The sequence below is a fragment of the Exiguobacterium sp. SH5S13 genome (assembly GCF_004337085.1).
GTDB lineage: Bacteria > Bacillota > Bacilli > Exiguobacteriales > Exiguobacteriaceae > Exiguobacterium > Exiguobacterium aurantiacum_A.
The window spans coordinates 30826-49245 of sequence record NZ_SJUS01000011.1 but is presented as its reverse complement, the minus strand read 5'-3'; the positions used below and the strand labels follow the sequence as shown (position 1 = coordinate 49245).

16 protein-coding genes are annotated in these 18420 nt (G+C 53.0%); 5 read left to right on the top strand and 11 right to left on the bottom strand.

Translation table 11 applies throughout. The features are described from left to right. Positions 1-11 precede the first annotated feature (11 nt). From EVJ30_RS07670 to EVJ30_RS07655, 4 genes are all read right to left on the bottom strand, one after another. Complete coding sequence (locus EVJ30_RS07670; protein WP_236636043.1) at positions 12-1106, bottom strand: MBL fold metallo-hydrolase; 1095 nt, start codon at positions 1104-1106, stop codon at positions 12-14. 90 nt (positions 1107-1196) lie between these two features. Next, positions 1197-1784 (bottom strand): SCO family protein, encoded by a 588-nt coding sequence (locus EVJ30_RS07665; RefSeq protein WP_131457530.1) that lies wholly within the window; start codon positions 1782-1784, stop codon positions 1197-1199. Positions 1785-1788: 4 nt separating this feature from the next. Then, entirely contained in the window at positions 1789-2208 is a 420-nt protein-coding gene (locus EVJ30_RS07660) for a disulfide oxidoreductase (RefSeq protein WP_131457532.1), read from the bottom strand. Next, complete coding sequence (locus EVJ30_RS07655; protein ID WP_131468580.1) at positions 2205-2876, bottom strand: DsbA family protein; 672 nt, start codon at positions 2874-2876, stop codon at positions 2205-2207. The genes EVJ30_RS07660 and EVJ30_RS07655 overlap by 4 nt, the downstream gene beginning before the upstream one ends. A gap of 271 nt (positions 2877-3147) precedes the next feature. Here EVJ30_RS07655 and tnpB point away from each other — a divergent pair, with 271 nt between their 5' ends. Beyond that, positions 3148-4320 carry an IS200/IS605 family element RNA-guided endonuclease TnpB gene (gene tnpB, locus EVJ30_RS07650; RefSeq protein WP_131457536.1) on the top strand — a complete coding sequence of 391 codons (1173 nt, stop codon included), beginning with the start codon at positions 3148-3150 and terminating at the stop codon, positions 4318-4320. 262 nt (positions 4321-4582) lie between these two features. Here the strand turns inward: tnpB and odhB are convergent, their stop codons facing one another. Then, complete coding sequence (gene odhB / locus EVJ30_RS07640) at positions 4583-5854, bottom strand: 2-oxoglutarate dehydrogenase complex dihydrolipoyllysine-residue succinyltransferase (protein WP_131459110.1); 1272 nt, start codon at positions 5852-5854, stop codon at positions 4583-4585. An 18-nt stretch (positions 5855-5872) separates the two neighbouring features. Next, on the bottom strand, positions 5873-8719 hold the full coding sequence (locus tag EVJ30_RS07635) for a 2-oxoglutarate dehydrogenase E1 component (protein ID WP_131468576.1): 2847 nt from the start codon (positions 8717-8719) through the stop codon (positions 5873-5875). A 334-nt stretch (positions 8720-9053) separates the two neighbouring features. Between EVJ30_RS07635 and EVJ30_RS07630 the strand changes: the two genes are divergently transcribed. The 4 genes from EVJ30_RS07630 (at position 9054) to EVJ30_RS07615 (ending at position 12027) form a co-directional block, all read left to right on the top strand. Beyond that, positions 9054-9986: an ABC transporter ATP-binding protein gene (locus EVJ30_RS07630; RefSeq protein WP_131459108.1), complete on the top strand. Its 933-nt coding sequence runs from the start codon at positions 9054-9056 to the stop codon at positions 9984-9986. After that, positions 9964-10701 carry an ABC transporter permease gene (locus EVJ30_RS07625; RefSeq protein ID WP_131468574.1) on the top strand — a complete coding sequence of 246 codons (738 nt, stop codon included), beginning with the start codon at positions 9964-9966 and terminating at the stop codon, positions 10699-10701. The genes EVJ30_RS07630 and EVJ30_RS07625 overlap by 23 nt, the downstream gene beginning before the upstream one ends. Before the next feature lie 124 nt (positions 10702-10825). Beyond that, entirely contained in the window at positions 10826-11020 is a 195-nt protein-coding gene (locus EVJ30_RS07620; RefSeq protein WP_236634115.1) for a hypothetical protein, read from the top strand. A gap of 104 nt (positions 11021-11124) precedes the next feature. Beyond that, the gene (locus EVJ30_RS07615) at positions 11125-12027 is read left to right on the top strand and encodes an arsenic resistance protein (protein WP_131468614.1); all 903 of its coding nucleotides are present in this window, start codon (positions 11125-11127) and stop codon (positions 12025-12027) included. Here the strand turns inward: EVJ30_RS07615 and EVJ30_RS07610 are convergent. The 5 genes from EVJ30_RS07610 to EVJ30_RS07590 form a co-directional block, all read right to left on the bottom strand. Further along, entirely contained in the window at positions 12024-13271 is a 1248-nt protein-coding gene (locus tag EVJ30_RS07610; RefSeq protein WP_201739067.1) for an MFS transporter, read from the bottom strand. The genes EVJ30_RS07615 and EVJ30_RS07610 overlap by 4 nt on opposite strands. Before the next feature lie 233 nt (positions 13272-13504). Further along, entirely contained in the window at positions 13505-14119 is a 615-nt protein-coding gene (locus EVJ30_RS07605; RefSeq protein WP_131443508.1) for a class I SAM-dependent methyltransferase, read from the bottom strand. 58 nt (positions 14120-14177) lie between these two features. After that, a complete protein-coding gene (locus EVJ30_RS07600; protein ID WP_131443509.1) occupies positions 14178-14591 on the bottom strand; it encodes a universal stress protein in 414 nt (137 codons plus the stop codon). 15 nt (positions 14592-14606) lie between these two features. Beyond that, on the bottom strand, positions 14607-16088 hold the full coding sequence (locus EVJ30_RS07595; protein ID WP_131458984.1) for a SulP family inorganic anion transporter: 1482 nt from the start codon (positions 16086-16088) through the stop codon (positions 14607-14609). Between the two features lie 400 nt (positions 16089-16488). Then, positions 16489-18396: an LTA synthase family protein gene (locus EVJ30_RS07590; RefSeq protein WP_131468570.1), complete on the bottom strand. Its 1908-nt coding sequence runs from the start codon at positions 18394-18396 to the stop codon at positions 16489-16491. Between the last annotated feature and the right edge of the window lie 24 nt (positions 18397-18420).

Here is an 18420-nt window from a genome sequence, read left to right as displayed (position 1 = left end):
ACCGAATTCGGTCAGCGCTTGTTCATGTCCTCGATGTCGCGCCACCACGTGTTTGTGTCGTTGCGACCGTCGAGCGTGATCCGTTCCCCGATGATTGGAGTGAGTACGTGTTCTCGCGGCAACAACTGTGTCAACTGCTCGGCCGGGTCGTACCAGGCGTGGAACGATAGCGTGAACGCGCCCCAATGGATCGGCAATATCTTATCAGCCCGTATGTCGCGGAACGCCTGAGCCGTCTCTCGTGGCTGCATGTGCACATCCGGCCAACGCTCATCGTATTGCCCGCATTCGAGTGCCGCGAAATCGAACGGTCCGTACTCGTCCCCGATGTCTTTAAAGTGAGGACCGTAACCGCCGTCACCGCTAAAGAACAAGCGGTCCGTCTCACCGATGACGACCCATGACGCCCAAAGCGTCGCATTGCGGTCGGTGAGGGCACGACCCGAGAAGTGACGGGCCGGCGCACAGACGAACGTCCACGTCCCGAACTGATACGTGTCGCCCCAATCGCGTTCGACGATGCGTTCGGCCCCGACGCCCCAACGTTTCAAATGGCTGCCGACGCCGAGCGGGACGATGAACATGGCGACTTTGTCTTTGATCGCTTGAATCGTCGCATAGTCTAAATGGTCGTAATGGTCATGCGTCAGCAAGACGACGTCGATTGACGGCAAATCGTCGAGCTCGAACGGCAAGTTCTCGCTGAACCGTTCATTCTTCGCGAACGGGAGCGGTGACGGGCTCCGGCCGAACATCGGATCGACGAGCATCGTCTTGCCGTCCATTTGAACGAGCATCGCCGAATGGCCGAGCCAATAGATGCGGGTGAAGCTCGAGCCGAGTGTCTCGGTGAAGTCGATCGGGACGACCGGCAACCGCACGCTCGGCTTCCGGAGCGAGTCCGGATTTAAAAATTCTTTCGACATCGAGATCATGTCATCGCTTGAAAACCGCATCGGTGTCTCAAGCTGATTGCGGAACTTGCCGTTGACAAGATTCGGCGACTGGAGCGCTTTTGGCTTGCGGCCGAGCGGTTTATATTGTGTGAGCGCCGTACCCGTCACAGCAGCCAAACCCATCAATGAAACGAGTAGTGTTTTTTTCAAAAATATCCTCTCCTCTACTGTTTATTATACGGCAACATGCCGGATTCCCCTGTTTTTAAATACGCAAAAAAGGACGACATCGCGTCGCCCTCAAGATTTCTGTAAAATTTTAATATCGTTGACGATCTCCTCGATCGGCACGTCTTGGAACCCTTGGTACGCCTTGATGATTTTCCCGTCTTGGTCGACGAGATAGAACCATGTCGCGTGATCGACTTGCGTGCCTTCGTCGGGCTTGCGGACGAGCGCCTTGAAGTTCTGTTGCGCGAACGCCTCGATCTCGTCTTGCGAATAGCCGGTCAAGAACTGCCAGTCGGCTTGCGCCAAGTCGTACCCGGACATGAACTGTTTAATCTTATCCGGTGTGTCGACGGTCGGGTCGACGCTGAACGACACGAACTGGACGTCCTCGACGCCTTCTTCGATGAGCGCTTCATTCAACTTCGTCATGTTGTACGTCATCGGCGGACAGACGGTCTCACAGTTCGTGAACACGAAGTCAGCCATCCACACTTTCCCTTTCAAGTCGTCGAGACTGACCATCTCCTCGTCCTGGTTCATATAGTCGAACGATTCGATCTCCCAGTTGAGCGGGTCTTCGATCTCATTGCCGCAAGCGGCGAGCACAGTGAGTAAACTCATAAGCCCGATCAGCATCCATTTTTTCAAACGTTCCATCCCCTTACTTGTCCGTTTTTGTGTTGAGCAATAATAGCGTGATGAGTGTGAACGCCGTGAGCGCGAGGAACGGGATCGTCACGAAGCCGAACCAGTTGATGTACTGCACGTTACACGGCACGCCTTCGACACACGGTTTGATGTCGGCAAAACCGGGTACTTTTTGCACGAGATAATGGTAAAGTGAAATCATACCGCCGACGATTGCTAGCGGTAATACATATTTCTTCACTTGACGATCGTTCGTGAATACAGCCATACCGAGCACGAAGACGAGTGGGTACATAAAGATACGTTGGACCCAGCACAGTTCGCACGGGACGAACTCGCGGATCTCACTGAAGTATAAACTGCCGAGCGTCGCCGTGAGCGCGACGAGCCAAGCAAGATACAAGCCGTAGCGGCTCAGGAACGACTGATTCATGGCGCCCCTTGTTCAATCAACCGTTCAATCGCCTTATAGTCGAACGGGTCTTCTAGCATGACGCCGTTGATCATGATCGACGGCGTGAACTGGACCCCGTATTCTTTGACGAGTCCGTCATCTAGACTCACCTGTTCGAGCACGCTCGAGTTTTCACTCAAGTCGTCTTCAAACTTCGCCATGTCGACCGACGTCGTCTCGCCTGCGATCTGCTTCAATCGCTCGACCGTGACCCATGCCTCGTCGTGCTGCTGGCTCGCCGGTTGCGCGTCATAGAGTGCCTTATGAAAGTCCCAGAACGCATCCGGGTCTTGCTTATAGACCGATTCTGAAGCGAGTGACGCCAAAATCGACTCTTGTCCGTGGAACAAGACGTTGATATAGCTGAAGCTCGCGTCGCCCGTATCGACATAGTCCGCCTTTAGTTGCGGATAGATCGTCTCGCCCCATTGTTTACAAGACGGACATTTGTAGTCCCCAAACTCGACGATCGAGACCGGTGCGTCCGCTTCCCCGAGCGTCGGTTGCCCGTCCGTCGGCACGTGCTCGCTCGTAGCCGGCGCTGCCGTCTCTGCCTGCTCGGCCGGGCGGTTCAAGAGAACGACCACGACCGCGATGAGTGCGACCGCGATGAGCGTCCCGACGACCAATGCTTGATTTTGTTTCATTCGTCTCACCTCTATTTTTATCGATTCGTCTTTCATTATAGCGAAAGCGCTATCCGTTTCCACGAAATCGACTTGTTTATTACCGACTTTGCTTCAAGTCGTCCACATTTTGACGATGAACAGAGTGGATGTTTATTGTAGGAGGAACTATTTATCAAAAATAGGCGAGAATACGCCCACTTCAAAGCGACGAGGGCGAAGCCCTAGCGAAAGTGGGCGATGAATCGCCACGACCTTTTCTGGGTATAAATACCTAGAGGGGGTGAACGGCGTGTCGACACATAAAGGATACAGATTTCGGATCTATCCGACCAAGGAACAGGAAGTCCTGATCATCAAGACGCTCGGTTGCGCCCGCTTCGTCTTCAACCATTTCCTCGCGAAGTCGGATGAGACCTATCAGGCAAGCGGTACAGGACTGACCTACGGCGCGTGCTCCGAGGTATTGCCGTCCATGAAAGAGGAGCTCACGTGGCTGAAAGAGGTGGACAGCACGGCCCTGCAGTGGTCGTTGAAGCACCTGGCCGACGGCTACGACCGGCTCCGCACGAAACAGAACGGGCACCCGCGCTTCAAGTCGAAGCGCAACCCTGTCCAGTCGTACACGACGAACATCCAGGGCAAGTCGCAACAGCCAGAGGTCTCGATCATCGGGGACCGGCTCAAACTGCCGAAGCTGAAATGGGTCCGGTTCGCCAACTCACGGAAGGTCGAGGGCCGCATCCTCAGCGCCACGATCCGCCGGAACGCGACGGGCAAGTACTTCGTCTCCCTGAAGACCGAGCAGGACATCGAGCCGCTCCCACAGACCGGCTCCTCTGTCGGCGTCGACGTCGGGTTGAAGCACTTTGCCATCCTGTCCGACGGCACGGTGTACAAAAACGACCGTTACTTCCGCACGTTAGAGGAGAAGCTCGCCCGCGAGCAGCGCAAGCTGTCCCGGCGTCGGCTCATCGCCCTGAACAAGAAAGTGAAATTGTCTGAGGCGAAGAACTACCAGAAGCAGAAGCGCAAGGTCGCGCGTATCCATGAGAGGATCGCGAACAAACGGGAAGACTTCCTGCATAAGGTGTCGACCGAGATCGTCAAAAACCACGACGTCATCGGGATCGAGACGCTGCAGGTGAAGGACATGCAGCAGGACCGCAAATTGAGCAAGTCTATCGCCGACGTCAGTTGGTCGGCGTTCTTCCGCATGCTCGAATACAAGGCCGACTGGTACGGAAAGACCGTCGTCAAGGTCGGGAAGACGTTCGCCTCGAGCCAGCTCTGCTCAGGTTGCGGCCATCAACACAAAGACGTGAAACATCTCGCCTTGCGTAAGTGGACGTGCCCGAACTGCGGCGTCCACCACGACCGCGATGTCAACGCAGGACTGAACCTCAAACGAGAGGCCGAACGCATCCTGGCCTCTTCAACCGTCGGGACGACGGGGCTAGCCTGATCAGGTTTCGGCCGCTGGGTCGGATAACTCAGGAATCCCTCACCTCTAAGCGTAGCGTAGGTGGGGGGGAGTTCAAATGTGGTCGCGCTATCAAGAAGTACAATTGCTCCAAGGACTCAATGCATTAAATGATCGAGACTCGAGTCGGGCCTTGCTCGACCAGGTCCAGACGAACAGCCCCGCCTTCTCATGGAGATCACGCTCGATGAATCGCTCGTACTCACATAAAAGGTCCATGTCACTTGCGACATGGACCTTTTTTTTACGCTTCGAACAACAACTGTTCTGGATCTTCAATCATATCTTTAATGTGTTTGAGGAACGTCACGGCCTCACGGCCATCGACGATGCGGTGGTCGTATGAGAGCGCCACGTACATCATCGGACGGTTCTCAATCGTCTCAGCATCGATCGCGATCGGACGAAGTTGGATCGTGTGCATTCCGAGGATAGCGACTTGCGGTCCGTTCAAGATCGGTGTCGATAAGAGTGAACCGAACACGCCGCCGTTCGTGATCGTGAACGTGCCGCCAGTCAGGTCGCTAAGCCCGAGCTTATTGTTGCGGGCCTTGTCGGCAAGATGGATGATATCCTTCTCGATCTCGCCAAAGTTTTTACGGTCCGCTTCCCGGACGACCGGGACGACGAGTCCGTCCGGTGCCGATACGGCGATGCCGATGTCGTAATATTTCTTCAAGACGATCTCGTTGCCTTGAATCTCAGCGTTCAAATACGGCATCCGTTTCAGAGCCGCGACGGCCGCTTTCGTGAAGAACGACATGAAGCCGAGTTTGACGTCGTTATCTTTAATGAACTTCTCTTGGCGACGTTTCCGGAGCGCCATGACCGCCGTCATGTCGATCTCGTTGAACGTCGTGAGCATCGCCGCCGTCTGTTGGACTTCGACGAGACGGCTCGCGATCGTTTGACGACGACGCGTCATCTTGATGCGCTCTTCGTCTTTGCCACTCGCGACCGGTTGTGGTGCCGCAACCGGTGCTTTCGGTGCTTCTGGCTTTGGCGCCGGTGTTGCGTTGTGGTTCGACACGTCATGGACGTTGATGCGGCCGATCGGGTCGTTCGTCTGAACGGCCGAGAGGTCGATCCCGCGCTCACGAGCGAGCTTGCGTGCCGCCGGTGTAGCGATCGGGCCTTTACCTGGGCTTGCCACGTGCTCTTCACGACGCTCGACTTTTTTCGCTTCGCCGACTTCTTCTGTTTTCGTCTCGGCTGGAGCCGGAGCAGCTTCTGTCGCTGCTTCCGTCTTCGTCTTCGTCGCGACGGCCGTGCCGCCGGCTGATCCTGAACTTAAGCGGGCGATGACTTGACCGACTTGGACCGTGTCGCCTTCCCCGGCGAGTTGTTCTTCCAACGTTCCCGACTCATCGGACGGCACTTCGATGTTGACTTTGTCTGTCTCGAGCTCGACGATGGCCTCCCCTTTTTCAACGTGGTCGCCTGGCTGCTTGAGCCATGACGCGACCGTTCCTTCCGTAATGGACTCTGCTAATTCCGGTACTTTAATTTCGATCACAATGAGTTCCCCCTTAACTTATTTACGATCTTTTTGGTATGTGCTCGCTCCAGCCGCACTTGAGACGGCGTCACGGGATAAGGCTTCACGGATGATGCGTGCTTGTTCTTGTTTGTGTGCTGTCGGATTTCCTTCAGCCGGGCTCGACCGGCGACGGCGGCCGATGTAACGGACGTTCAGACGGTTCGATGTCACCGCTTCAAGACGCGGCTCGATGTATGTCCAAGCTCCCATGTTTTTCGGTTCTTCTTGTACCCAGACGATCTCTTTGGCGTTCGGGTAGCGACTGATGACGTCGCGAATCTCACGGACCGGGAACGGATAGATTTCTTCGACGCGGATGATGTGGAGGAAGTCGAGTGACTCCTCTGACTTCATCGTCGCTTCTTGCAGATCGATCGCCATCTTCCCTGAACAGAAGACGAGCCGTTCGACTTTGTCCGGCTGTTCGCCGAGACCTGTTTGTTCGACGATCGGACAGAAGCTGCCATCTGACAACTCTTCGACCGTTGAGGCTGCAAGTGGATGACGAAGCAGGCTCTTCGGTGTCATGATGATCATCGGTCGGATTTGCTCAGTACCAAGCATCTTCGCCTGACGACGCAAGATGTGGAAGTATTGGGCAGCCGTCGACAAATTAGCGACCGTCCAGTTCTTTTCACCGGCGAGCGTCAAATAACGTTCCATCCGCGCGCTCGAGTGCTCCGGACCTTGTCCTTCGTAACCGTGCGGCAACAGCATGACGAGACCCGATTTTTGACCCCATTTCGCACGACCGGCCGAGATGAACTGGTCGAACATGACTTGGGCCGAGTTGGCAAAGTCACCGTACTGCGCTTCCCACAACACGAGCGTATCTTGTGCGAACACGTTATAGCCGTATTCAAAGCCGAGCACCGATCCTTCCGAGAGCGGGCTGTTGTGCACCGTGAACGAGGCTTTCGCCGTCGACAACTCGTGGAGCGGCGAGAACTTCTTACCGGTCTCGGCGTCGTTCAACATGATGTTACGCTGCGCGAACGTCCCACGCTCTGAATCTTGACCGCTTAAACGGATCGGTGTCCCGTCCGAGATGATCGAGGCGTAGGCGAGTGTCTCGGCATGGCCCCAGTCGATTTTGCCGTTGTCCCCGAACGCGTCACGACGACGGTCGAGTACTTTTTGGAGCTTATGGAACACGCCGAACCCTTCAGGCCAGACGAGCAGCTCATCGTTCAACTGTTGCAACAAGTCGCGTTCGACTGCCGTATCGACGTAAGGGAATCCTTTATAGACTGCTTCCGGCAAGACGATGTCCGCATCTTCTTCCTCAGCCGGGACGAGGTCGCGCGCTGACTTCAAGCGATCTTCAATCGATTGTTCGATCGTCGCTTTGTCTTCTTTCGTCATGACGCCTTCTGCTTCGAGAAGATCGGCATAGACGTGACGGACCGATTGATGTTCTTTGATTGCCTTGTATAGAACCGGGTTCGTGTTCATCGGCTCATCCATCTCGTTGTGTCCATAGCGGCGGTAGCCGACCAAGTCGACAAGGATGTCTTTATGGAACTTGGCGCGGTATTCGCTGCACAATTTCGCGACGGCGACACACGCTTCCGGGTCGTCGGCGTTGACGTGGAAGACCGGGATCTCGTAGCCTTTGGCGATATCACTCGCATAACGTGTCGAGCGCGAGTCGCTCGGGTCCGTCGTGAAGCCGATCGTATTGTTGGCGATGACGTGAACTGTGCCGCCTGTCCGGTAGCCCGTCAAGTTCGTCATGTTGAGCGTCTCAGCGACGATGCCTTGGCCTGGGAACGCGGCGTCCCCGTGGATCAAGATCGAAGCAGCCTTGTCATCGTGTTGGACCGGCATCCCTTTTGCAGAGCGGTCGTCTTGCGCGGCACGCGTGTAACCTTCGACGATCGAGCCGACGAATTCAAGGTGGCTCGGGTTGTTGGCGAGGTTCAAGCGGACTTCTTTCTTCTCATCTAACACGCGGCGATCGAGTCCAAGATGGTATTTCACGTCGCCCGACCAGCCGAAGTTGATGCCGATCGAACCTTCTGACGGAATGAGTTCTTTGTTCGGTGCGTGCTGGAACTCGGCAAAGATCATTTCGTACGGTTTACCGAGCACATGGGCAAGGACGTTCAAACGTCCACGGTGTGCCATCCCGATGTTGATGTGTTCCGAACCGCTCGAGATGAGCCGTCCGACCATCGCGTCAAGGAGCGGGACCATGCTGTCGAGTCCTTCGATCGAGAAACGTTTTTGTCCGACGTACGTCTTATGAAGGAACGATTCGAACAGTTCCGTCTCGGCTAAACGCTCGAACAACTCAAGCTTCTCTTCTTTCGAGTACGCGGCTTTCAATGCGCCTTGCTCGATGCGGCGGCGAATCCAGCGCTTCTCTTCCATATCATCCAAGTGGCGCAACTCGATGGCGACCGTCCCTGTATAGACGTCGAGTAAATGACGGACGAGTTCAAGTGCGTTCGCGCCGGGCTTCGGTACGTCTTCTGACAGCAAGTGTGCCGGGATCTGCTCGAGGTCTGACTCGTTCAACCCGTAACGGTCGAACACAAACAACCCGTGCTCACGCGGATGGTCCTTGAGCGGATAAATATCAGCCGCTTTATGCCCGAGCGCCCGGATATCGTTGACGAGCCGAGTCGCCGCCACGATTTTCTCCAAATCAAATGAAGCGACCGGTGCGACCGGTACCGCTTGTTCGGGTGAACCGTTCTCATCAAAGTAACGACGCGTCTCCGCATCGACCGATTCTCTGTCTTCCAAATATTGCTCATACAATTCAACGATGTAGCCTAAGTTTGGACCATAAAATGTTTGCGATTGCTCGCGACCGTTCGACGACTCTCCCATTGAATAAATCCCCCTGTCCGTTCCTATGCGCCCGATGTGTGAACGCTTTCATTTTTTAAGGCCGCACGAATCAGTTCATCCATCTGATTCAGGCCGTGAAAAGAGCCAAATCTTGCCTCTTACTCTCTTCTTCATACTACACCTTTCCAGGTCGAAAGACCCTTTCAAATTCACAATTCGTCCATACTAATTCAATAAGTTTTACTTATCGACTAATTGTGAAAGTTGTCGTTTGATTCAATTGTTTCAAAAAAAGGTGAAACCTTCTTTCAGTCTTGTCGTATACAATGTTAGCAAGATTGGAAACAAATCTCAAAGAAAGCAAGGTGACAACATGTTATCCGTCCAAAATGTCCACAAAAAACTGGGCCAGACGAACGTTCTGACCAACGTCAGCTTCGAAGTCACGCCCGGCGAAATCTTTGGCTTCCTCGGTCCGAACGGTGCCGGAAAGACGACGACGATCCGTATCATCACTGGTCTAATGCCGGCAACGCACGGTAAAGTGACAGTCGACGGGTTCGACGTATCGACCGACCGCCAAGAGGCGCTCAGTCGCATCGGGGCCATCGTCGAAAACCCGGCGTTCTACCCTTACTTAACCGGTCGAGAAAACTTGATCCACGCCAAGAACTTGATCCCCAATTTGAAAAAAGTCGACTTGAACGCCCTCGGGGCACTCGTCGGGCTCGAATCGAAGCTCGACATGAAAGTCAAACAGTACTCGCTCGGGATGAAGCAACGTCTCGGGATCGCCCGTGCGCTCCTCCACAACCCGAAAGTGCTCATTCTCGATGAGCCGACGAACGGGCTCGACCCGGCCGGCATCGCCGACCTGCGCAACTACTTACGGCATCTCGCCGAGCACCGCGGCATCGCCATCTTGATCTCAAGCCACTTACTTAGTGAGATGGAACAAATCACGGACCGGTTCGCGATCATCGACCACGGTCAAATCAAGTCGGTCCAAGACGGGACGACGCGTGAAGAAGGCGTCATTCTTTGTAAAGTGTCACGCGAGCAGATGAACGAGGCGCTCGACGCGGCCGCCATGATTTTTGACGATGTGAAGATCGTTCAGCAATCGGCAGAGACGTTCCTCGTCCCCCGCCCTGAGACGGATATCCCGGTTCTGTTGAAACGACTCATCAATCAAGACATCAACGTCTTCCAAATCGGGATGAAATACGAGACGCTCGAGGACCAGTTCCTCAAAGTGACGAAGAAAGAAGGAGGAACGAACAATGCGTTCATTACTAGCCAATGAGTTTATGAAATGGCGGCGCACGATCAAGCCGCTGATCGCCCTCGGCATGTATACCGGGGTCATCATTTTGACGTACGTCATCGTCACGAGTGGAAACGAGTCGGGAGATGCGACAACGTTCGTCAACTATGCAACGATGGCCGCGATGACGTTCCTCGGCATCTTCACGATCGTGTTCACCGCTGAAATGATCGGGAACGAGTTAAAGTTCGATACATTGAAACACTTGCTCATGAGTCCGTACTCCCGTGACCGAATCTTGCTGTCGAAACTCGTTGCCGCAATCCTGATTATGCTCGCCCAGTTCGTGTTCATCCTTGCCGTGACGTATGGCTTCGCTTTGACGCTTGACGGGAACTTGACGTTCGAACAGTTCCGTAACGTCCTACTCAGCGTGTCGAGCGGCGTGTTCGTCATCTTCTTGACGCTCATGTTCTCGGTCGTCTTCAAATCGGTCGGTGTCGTCATCGGTTTTACCGTGCTCGCGAACTTCGTCTCAACGATGATCGGCGGCCTCCTCATCGCATGGAAGCCGGTCATTGCTAAGTGGATCGTCTTCTTGCACACGGACTTGTCCATTTATTATCAAAGTCCAGGCTTCATGGAGACGATGGACGTGACGATTTGGTTCTCAGCGTTTTACGTGTTGATCCACATCATCGCCTTCTATATCATCACGGCGTTCATGTTCCGCAGCAAGACGTTCGCGGAATGACCTGCCCCTCTCTATGAACGTGACAAAACCTCTGACTGTCGGACACACAATCCCAACATTTCAGAGGTTTTTTTGTTTGATGATGCGGTATTCTAGGTATAGAAATGTTAAAGGAAGTGGTATGATGTATCTCACAATCGGATTATCGCTAGTCGTCTGCTTGATCGCCCTCGTCTTCACGATCATGGTCGGTCTCGGAAAAGACAAATCAGACTATAGCCAAAAGAAAAGCTGGTCGCTGGTGTCTTGGACGTATATCGTCCTATTTCCGGTCTCATTCGTGGCGCTCGGACTGTTATACTATTTCATCGCTCGATGACTCGTTCATCGGGTTTTTTTGTGGTACGTTTTTGCTAATGGAAAAGAGGTGGCCCTTTGAGTCGATTCGAGAAATTATACCCCATATTCATACTTCTATCTGTTGTGACTGGTCTCGCGTTCGGGACGATCGAGACGCTGCGTCGAATCGCGGACGGTGCGATCGTACCGTTACTTATGGCGATGCTGTTCTTTACGTTCATTCAAATCCCGTTCGCCCAAATCCGGCATTCGTTTTCAAACCGCACGTTCACGATCACGAGTCTCGTCCTCAACTTCGTTTGGACGCCCGTTTTCGCGTTTGCACTCGCGAGCGTCTTCTTGTCCGACCACCCGGCGCTTTGGATCGGATTCATCATGCTCATGGTCACGCCATGCACCGATTGGTATATCGTCTTCACCGGTCTCGCGAAAGGCGACGTCGTCGCTTCGCTCAGCATCTTGCCGCTCAACCTTGTACTTCAACTCGCGCTGTTACCGGTCTATCTTTATGTTTTGACAGGGACGTCGAGCGTGATCTCAGTTTCGGTGTTCCTACATAGTCTAGCCGTTTTAGCGATCCCGCTCGGCTCAGCGATTGGACTGAGGTACTTTCTCGCCAAGTCGAACCAGTTGCAGCGGCTCGAGAGCGTCAGCTTATGGCCGATCATCTTGTTAAGTCTAGCCGTCATGTCGATCTTTGCCTCACAAGGGCGGCTCTTGATCGAGCACGTCTCGATCCTCGGCCTGTTGCTTGTACCGTTGCTGTTATTTTTCATCGTCAATTTTGTCATAAGCCGCCGTGTCGGCAAGAAACTGTTGCGTGAAGACGCGGCTGTGACGAGTCTACAAATGACGACGCTCGCGCGGAATTCACCGATCGCGCTCGCCATCGCGACGACCGCATTCCCGAACGAGCCGCTCATTGCCCTCGTCTTGGTCATCGGGCCGTTAATCGAATTGCCGGTGCTCGTCGCCGCTTCCTTCGTGATAAGGCGACTAAATCGAGCCGAACGTCGACTCGGTTAGCGCACGAGCGTCGGTTTGACCGCGAACGAGGCGGCGAGGATGCCGATGACCGGGAAGACGAGCGAATACCAAATGATCGACTCGTAGTTGCCGAACAAGTCGTAGGCGATCCCGAACGGCAACGGTCCGACCGCCGAGCCAAGTACCATGACCGACGTCGCCAGCCCGCTGATGCTACCGAGCGCGGCCCGACCGAAGTAGTACGGCCAAACATAGTTTAAAGCGATGCGCTCAAAGCCGTTGCTGATGCCCCAGATCACCCCGAACAGAATCGCGATTGAGAACGTCGACGTATATTGCAGGATAACCATGAAGATGATCTCGGTCACAAAAATACCGATCAATACATAATTGATTTTCACGACATCGATGAGCCGTCCCGCGATGAACGTCGCCGGGAAACCGAGAACCGCCATCAAGCTCAAGACGAGTGCGGCCGTCGCTGGTGGTAGGCTCTGCTCTTCAAAGATTGAGATCAAGTGGAACGTGATCGCCGTGTTGACGAGCGCCGGGATACCGATGCACGACAAAATCAGCCAAAATGCGCGTGTCTTGAGCGCTTCTTGGAACGTGAAATCGACATCGATATGAACCGGTGTCGTTGTCGATTTGTTGCTCGGATGAGGGTTCGTCCCTCCGTCCGGCAACAGTCCGATGTCTTCTGGGCGGTTGCGGACGAAACGATAAGCGAGCGGTGTGAACAAGACGAGCACGAGCAGTCCCCACACTTGCCACGTCGTTTGCCAACCGATCAAACCGACGAGCCAGACGTTGAGCGGCGGAAAGACGGCGGCACTTAAAAACCCACCGATTGCCATATAGCTGAGCGCCTGGCCACGCTTCGTGATGAACCATTGTGGGACGAGCGTATTCGGGACGAGCGTCATCGACCCTTGTCCGAATAGACGGAGCATCCAGATGCCGAAGAAGAGCATCGTCAAGTTCGTGACGTAACTGTTGAATAGACAAGCCGCCGCCAGCAATATCGAGGCGATGACCATCATCGCCCGTTGCCCGAAACGGTCGATCAACCGACCGACGAAAAATAAACAGGCGGCCGACGCGAGCGTCGCGGCCGAATAAACGCTCGATACTTCAGAGCGCGACCAGCCGAAGTCGGTTATGTATTGGTCGATAAAAACGGAAATAAAGTACGTCTGACCGGGACCTGAGAAAAATACACCGAGGCCCGCGATCATGACCATATACCATCCGTAGTAGGATGGTTTTCGAAGACCTTTCATGTTTTCTGCCCCTTTCGTTATGTAAAACAAAGCGTTCAATCCTCATCTTACAAGAATTGAACGTTTTTTTCTGCGTTTTATTTTTTTCTTTCCGCTCGCTTGGCAAACCGGACATTCCTTAACGAACGGAAATCCTTTTATGATGGGAACGGTCCCGACCCCATCGCACTCGGGACAAATGATTTTCACACTCATCTCATCACCTCCTGCTTGGCCTCATCAACACGTTCACATCATTTAATAGCGACGGCAATTCCAATCGGATAATGTACCGCTTCTCGTTTCGGTTCGATCAGCACGCCACGTTGGTAATAAAAATCTGTCGAACTGAATGACGTGAAAAGCGCCTTAAACTCTTGATCGGTAAATTGATGAACGTGGAACGGTTCGTTCGTCGGTTTACCGATGCCTTGACCGAACGGCGTCGACAAGACGAGCATGCCACCCGGCTTTAACAATTCTGAAACGTTCGCCATGAACCCTGCAAAGTCTTCAACGTGTTCGATTGTCTCAAAACTGACGATACAGTCGAACGTGCCGAGTTGATCTGGTAGCGTCCGGTCGAGCACGTCTCCGACGATATACTTCACTTTCGGGTGAAAATAACGACCTTGCGCATATCGAATCGCATCTTCTGAAATATCGAGCGCGACGACCTCAGCGACCGATTTTTTTTGTATCTTTGCAATCAATTGACTGCCAAACCCGCTCCCGCTCGCAAAATCGAGCACACGTCCTTCGAGAAACAACGCGGCGAACTGATAGCGGGCGATATGTTCGAGCAACATGCCGTTCATCGGGTTCATTTGATCTGGGATGACCCGCTCTCCCGTATAATCTAATGTCATAAGCTCCTCCTTTTTTTCACACAGCAAAAGCGCCACGAAAGTTTCGTGGCGCTGTCTGTTAACGAACGATGATCACAGGTGACAACGATCGTTTAGCAAGCTTGTGGCTGACACTGCCCAATACGAACTCCTGGAACGTATTGAGACCGCGCGAGCCGACGACCACGAATTCAAACGGTTCATGGTTGGCGTAGTTGACGAGTTCAACGTCAGGTTCGCCGCGGAGTTCGATATACTCGTACGAAACGCCCGCTTCGGTGATCGCATCGAAAAACACTTGAAGACGTTGTTTCCGTCTCACTTCAAGATCGATTTTACCCGTCGATTGAAGGGCGCTTTCTTTTGATTCTTTCGGTGACACGACATGGACGACATCGATTGAAGATGATGTCACTTTGGCGAGTTCGACCGCTTTTTGGGTGGCACGCATCGAATGGTCTGAACCATCAATCGCTAGAAAGATTTTACTCATTGTAAGTTCCCCCTTTTAGTGGCCGACGTTCGCATCTTGTTGACGAAGATGGAGCGCCAGCGTGTTCAACAGCTTCTCTGAATCTTTGTTCAAGTTTAACAGTTCTGGTTCGATTCCGACCGTCCGATATTTGAAGACGACTTTATCGATGGCCCCGATGGCCGAATCGTCCCAAAGATGGGTGTTGGCGAAGTCGATACTGACTTGTTTCACATCTGCTTCGACATCCTCTTCGACATCGAACTGGTTGACAAAGTCAGACGTAGACGCGAAGAATAATTGTCCGTTCACTTCATAGTGAGCACGGTGTCCGTCTTGGTGGCGCTTCAGCTCGACACGCGAAATTTTCGCAGCGAAGATGACGGCGGCCGTCACGATCCCGACAATGACACCGATCGACAAGTCGTGCGTGAGCACGGTCGCGAGTACCGTCGTGACCATGACGAGCGAATCGGTCTTTTGACCTGTCTTGAGCGTTTTGAGTGAGCCCCAGTCGAACGTCGCATAGGCGACGAAGAACATGACACCGACGAGCGCCCCGACTGGAATCAGCATTAAAATGTTACTCATCGTCATGATCATGATGAGGAGCGCAAGTCCTGCCGAGAACGTCGACAAGCGACCCCGTGCTCCAGACGAGACGTTGATGACCGATTGTCCGATCATCGCACATCCTGGCATCGCACCGAAGAAACCAGCGATGATGTTGGCGATCCCTTGACCTTTTGATTCACGGTTCTTATTCGAATCTGTACCCGTCATGTCATCGACGATTTGAGCCGTCAATAGCGACTCAATCAAACCGACAAAGGCGAGCGAGAACGAATAAGGCAAGATGATCATAAGTGTCTCGAGTGTGAGCGGGAGGTCCGGCAAGAGGAACATCGGCAGCGTTGCCGTGATCGTCCCCATATCTCCAATCGTTTTCGTCTCAAGTCCCATAAAGAACACGAGCAACGTCATCGCCACGATGGCGACAAGCGGCGCCGGGATTGCTGACGTGATGCGCGGAAACAGAAGGATGATCGCAAGCGATGCTGCAACGATAGCCCACATGATCCACGTCTCGCCTCCAAATTGCGGAAGCTGGGCTTGGAAAATCAAAATGGCAAGGGCGTTAACGAAGCCGACCATAACCGCACGCGGGATGAACTTCATTAAACGAGCTATACCAAGAAAACCAAGCACGATCTGGATAATACCAGCTAGTATCCCTGCAGCGAGCAAGTACTGAAGTCCATAATCTTTTACGAGATCGACGACAAGGAGTACCATCGCGCCCGTCGCGGCCGAAATCATCGCGGGGCGTCCTCCTGTAATCGAAATGACCATCGCGATGATAAAGGACGCATATAGTCCTACCATCGGATTTAATCCAGCGATCAGTGAGAAGGCGATTGCCTCCGGAATGAGTGCAAGGGCCACGACGATCCCTGCCATTACTTCGACTCGAACGTTTCCGAGCCATTCTTGTTTTACCGTATTCAATTTTTCCAAATGAACACACCTCTCTATAAAAATTTTTAAATTGATTTCTGACTCTCACAGAAATCAACTTAATTAAATTATAGAAGCCGTATTCACAGTTCGTTCATAACTTCACAACAACTCAGATATTACCCGAGAATGAGCACGATGGCAACCGATGAGCCTCAACTTTTTCCGAGCTATCTGCGAGCGGATTCGTTCATTTTTATAAGGATATAACGACACACCTCGTTCTCTCTCTTCACGTCCCCTCGCTGCTCCGACTTCGTATCCCCCTTTACACCAGCCATGTAATCGCTTACCTCACCTACCCTAATTTTCACCATAGTCGATCTGATTTCGCCGCCGATTTATTTTTCAGACAACAAAAAAGAGAGAAAAGATTTTTAAAATCTTTTCTCTCGAGTGTTTAGTTATTTTCTTTAAAGCGAAGCAAGTCCGAATAGATGATCTTATCGTTCATCTCAAGTACTTTGTTCGCCTCGTCTTCAAGTGGCGTACATACTTTCGCGTCATCGACGACTTCTCCTGTCTCGGCGTCATAACACGTTGACTGGGTGAACAAATAGTCGCTTGTCACGATCGTACCGTCACGGAAGATGGCGCGATCGTTGCGTTCTGGCGCGAACAAGTCGTTACCGAATCCGATTTGATCAGACGTATCGAACCCGAGCAAGTGTTGAATCGTCGGGTTCAAGTCGACGTGGCTCCCAATCGTCTCATGGACTTGACCTTGACCTTGACCAGGCAAATGAATCGCGAGCGGGACAGACTGGAGTTTTGCCACGTCATATGGCGTCAACTCATCTTTTCCGAGCAAGTCGGCCATGGCAGCGTTATGGTTCGTCGAGATGCCGTTATGGTCACCGTAAACGACGAAGATCGTATCGTCCCATGTCCCGTTCTTTTTCAACTCATCAATGAACAAACCGAGGGCGTAGTCTTGATACGCGAGCGCTTGCGGGAAGTTATTGAGCGTCGTCGAGTTCGTCTCGAATTTCGGGACGAGTTCATGGTCCGCACTCGGCATCGTGAACGGGAAATGGTTCGTCAGCGTGATGAACTTCGCGAAGTAAGGTTCCGGCAGTTCTTCAAGCATCGGTACCGACTGTAAGAAGAACTCATCGTCGAGGAGACCCCATTCCGTCATGTTGGCCGGGTCGCCTAAATCGTAGCTCTTCTCATCAAAGAACTCATCGACTCCGATGTTTTGATACATCTGGTCACGGTTCCAGAACGATTTGTTGTTGGCGTGGAACACCGCCGAATAGTAGTTGTCTTCTTTGATGACACCAGGAAGCGCATCATATTCGTTGTCGGCGTTCGTGAAGTAGACGCCGCCACGCGACAATCCGTACAGCGAGTTGTCGAGCGCGAACTCAGAGTCCGACGTCTTCCCTTGACCGGTCGTATGGTAATAGTTCGGCCAGAAGTGAGACTCGTCGATCAACTTGTTCAAGTTCGGCGTGATGTACTCGCCGTTCGAAGCTTTCATATTGTGCGTAAAGCTCTGTGTCGATTCGAGCGAGATGGCGATGACGTTCTTGCCTTTATACTTCCCGAACATGTCCGGGTCCGGCGCCGCATAGTTCTGACGCGTATAGTTCTCGACTTCATCGAGCTCAGAACCGTCCGCGAGCGCTTTTTGCGCCGATGTCTTCGTTTGAAGCATCGCGTCATAGACGTGGAAGTTGAACGTGCCTAAGTTTTTAACAAGCAGTTCACGGTCGAACGAACGCGTCAACAGTTCTGGGCGCTCTGTCTCTGCAAGGACAAGGTTAAAGCCGAACACGGCGGCAGCCGCACCGAACGTGAGCAACACGCGGCGTTGTGACGCTTTGCCCGTCTCTTTTAGTTTCCAGAGCAAGAACGGAAGCACGACGAGATCTCCTAACAGAAGCAAGTCTTTCCATTCAAGCAACGACAGGAATGACGACGATAACGTCTCTAGGTTCGACGATTGGAACAATAACGGCACAGTCAAGAAGTCCGTGAACTCACGGTAGTAGGTTGTATCCGCAAACAAGATGAGCGAGGACACCGTGTAAAGACCGTATAGCGCCCACTTCCGTTTATTGCCTCCGAAGAAGAAACTAAAGGCAAACAAGAACAACGTGAAACTTAACGGGTTGATGAACAGAATGAACGCTTGGACCGCGTTCTCAGGTGGCATGTTAAAGAAGAACTGATACGCAATCAGTGACTTCGTCCATAACAGGATCGTAAATATCCAAAACAGGCGATGCGTCCGGAACGAGTCGCTTGCCGCGTGACGGAACCGCTCTAATTTCCCGTTCGATTGATTCGTGTGATTCATTCAAACACTCCTTAGGTCATTTTC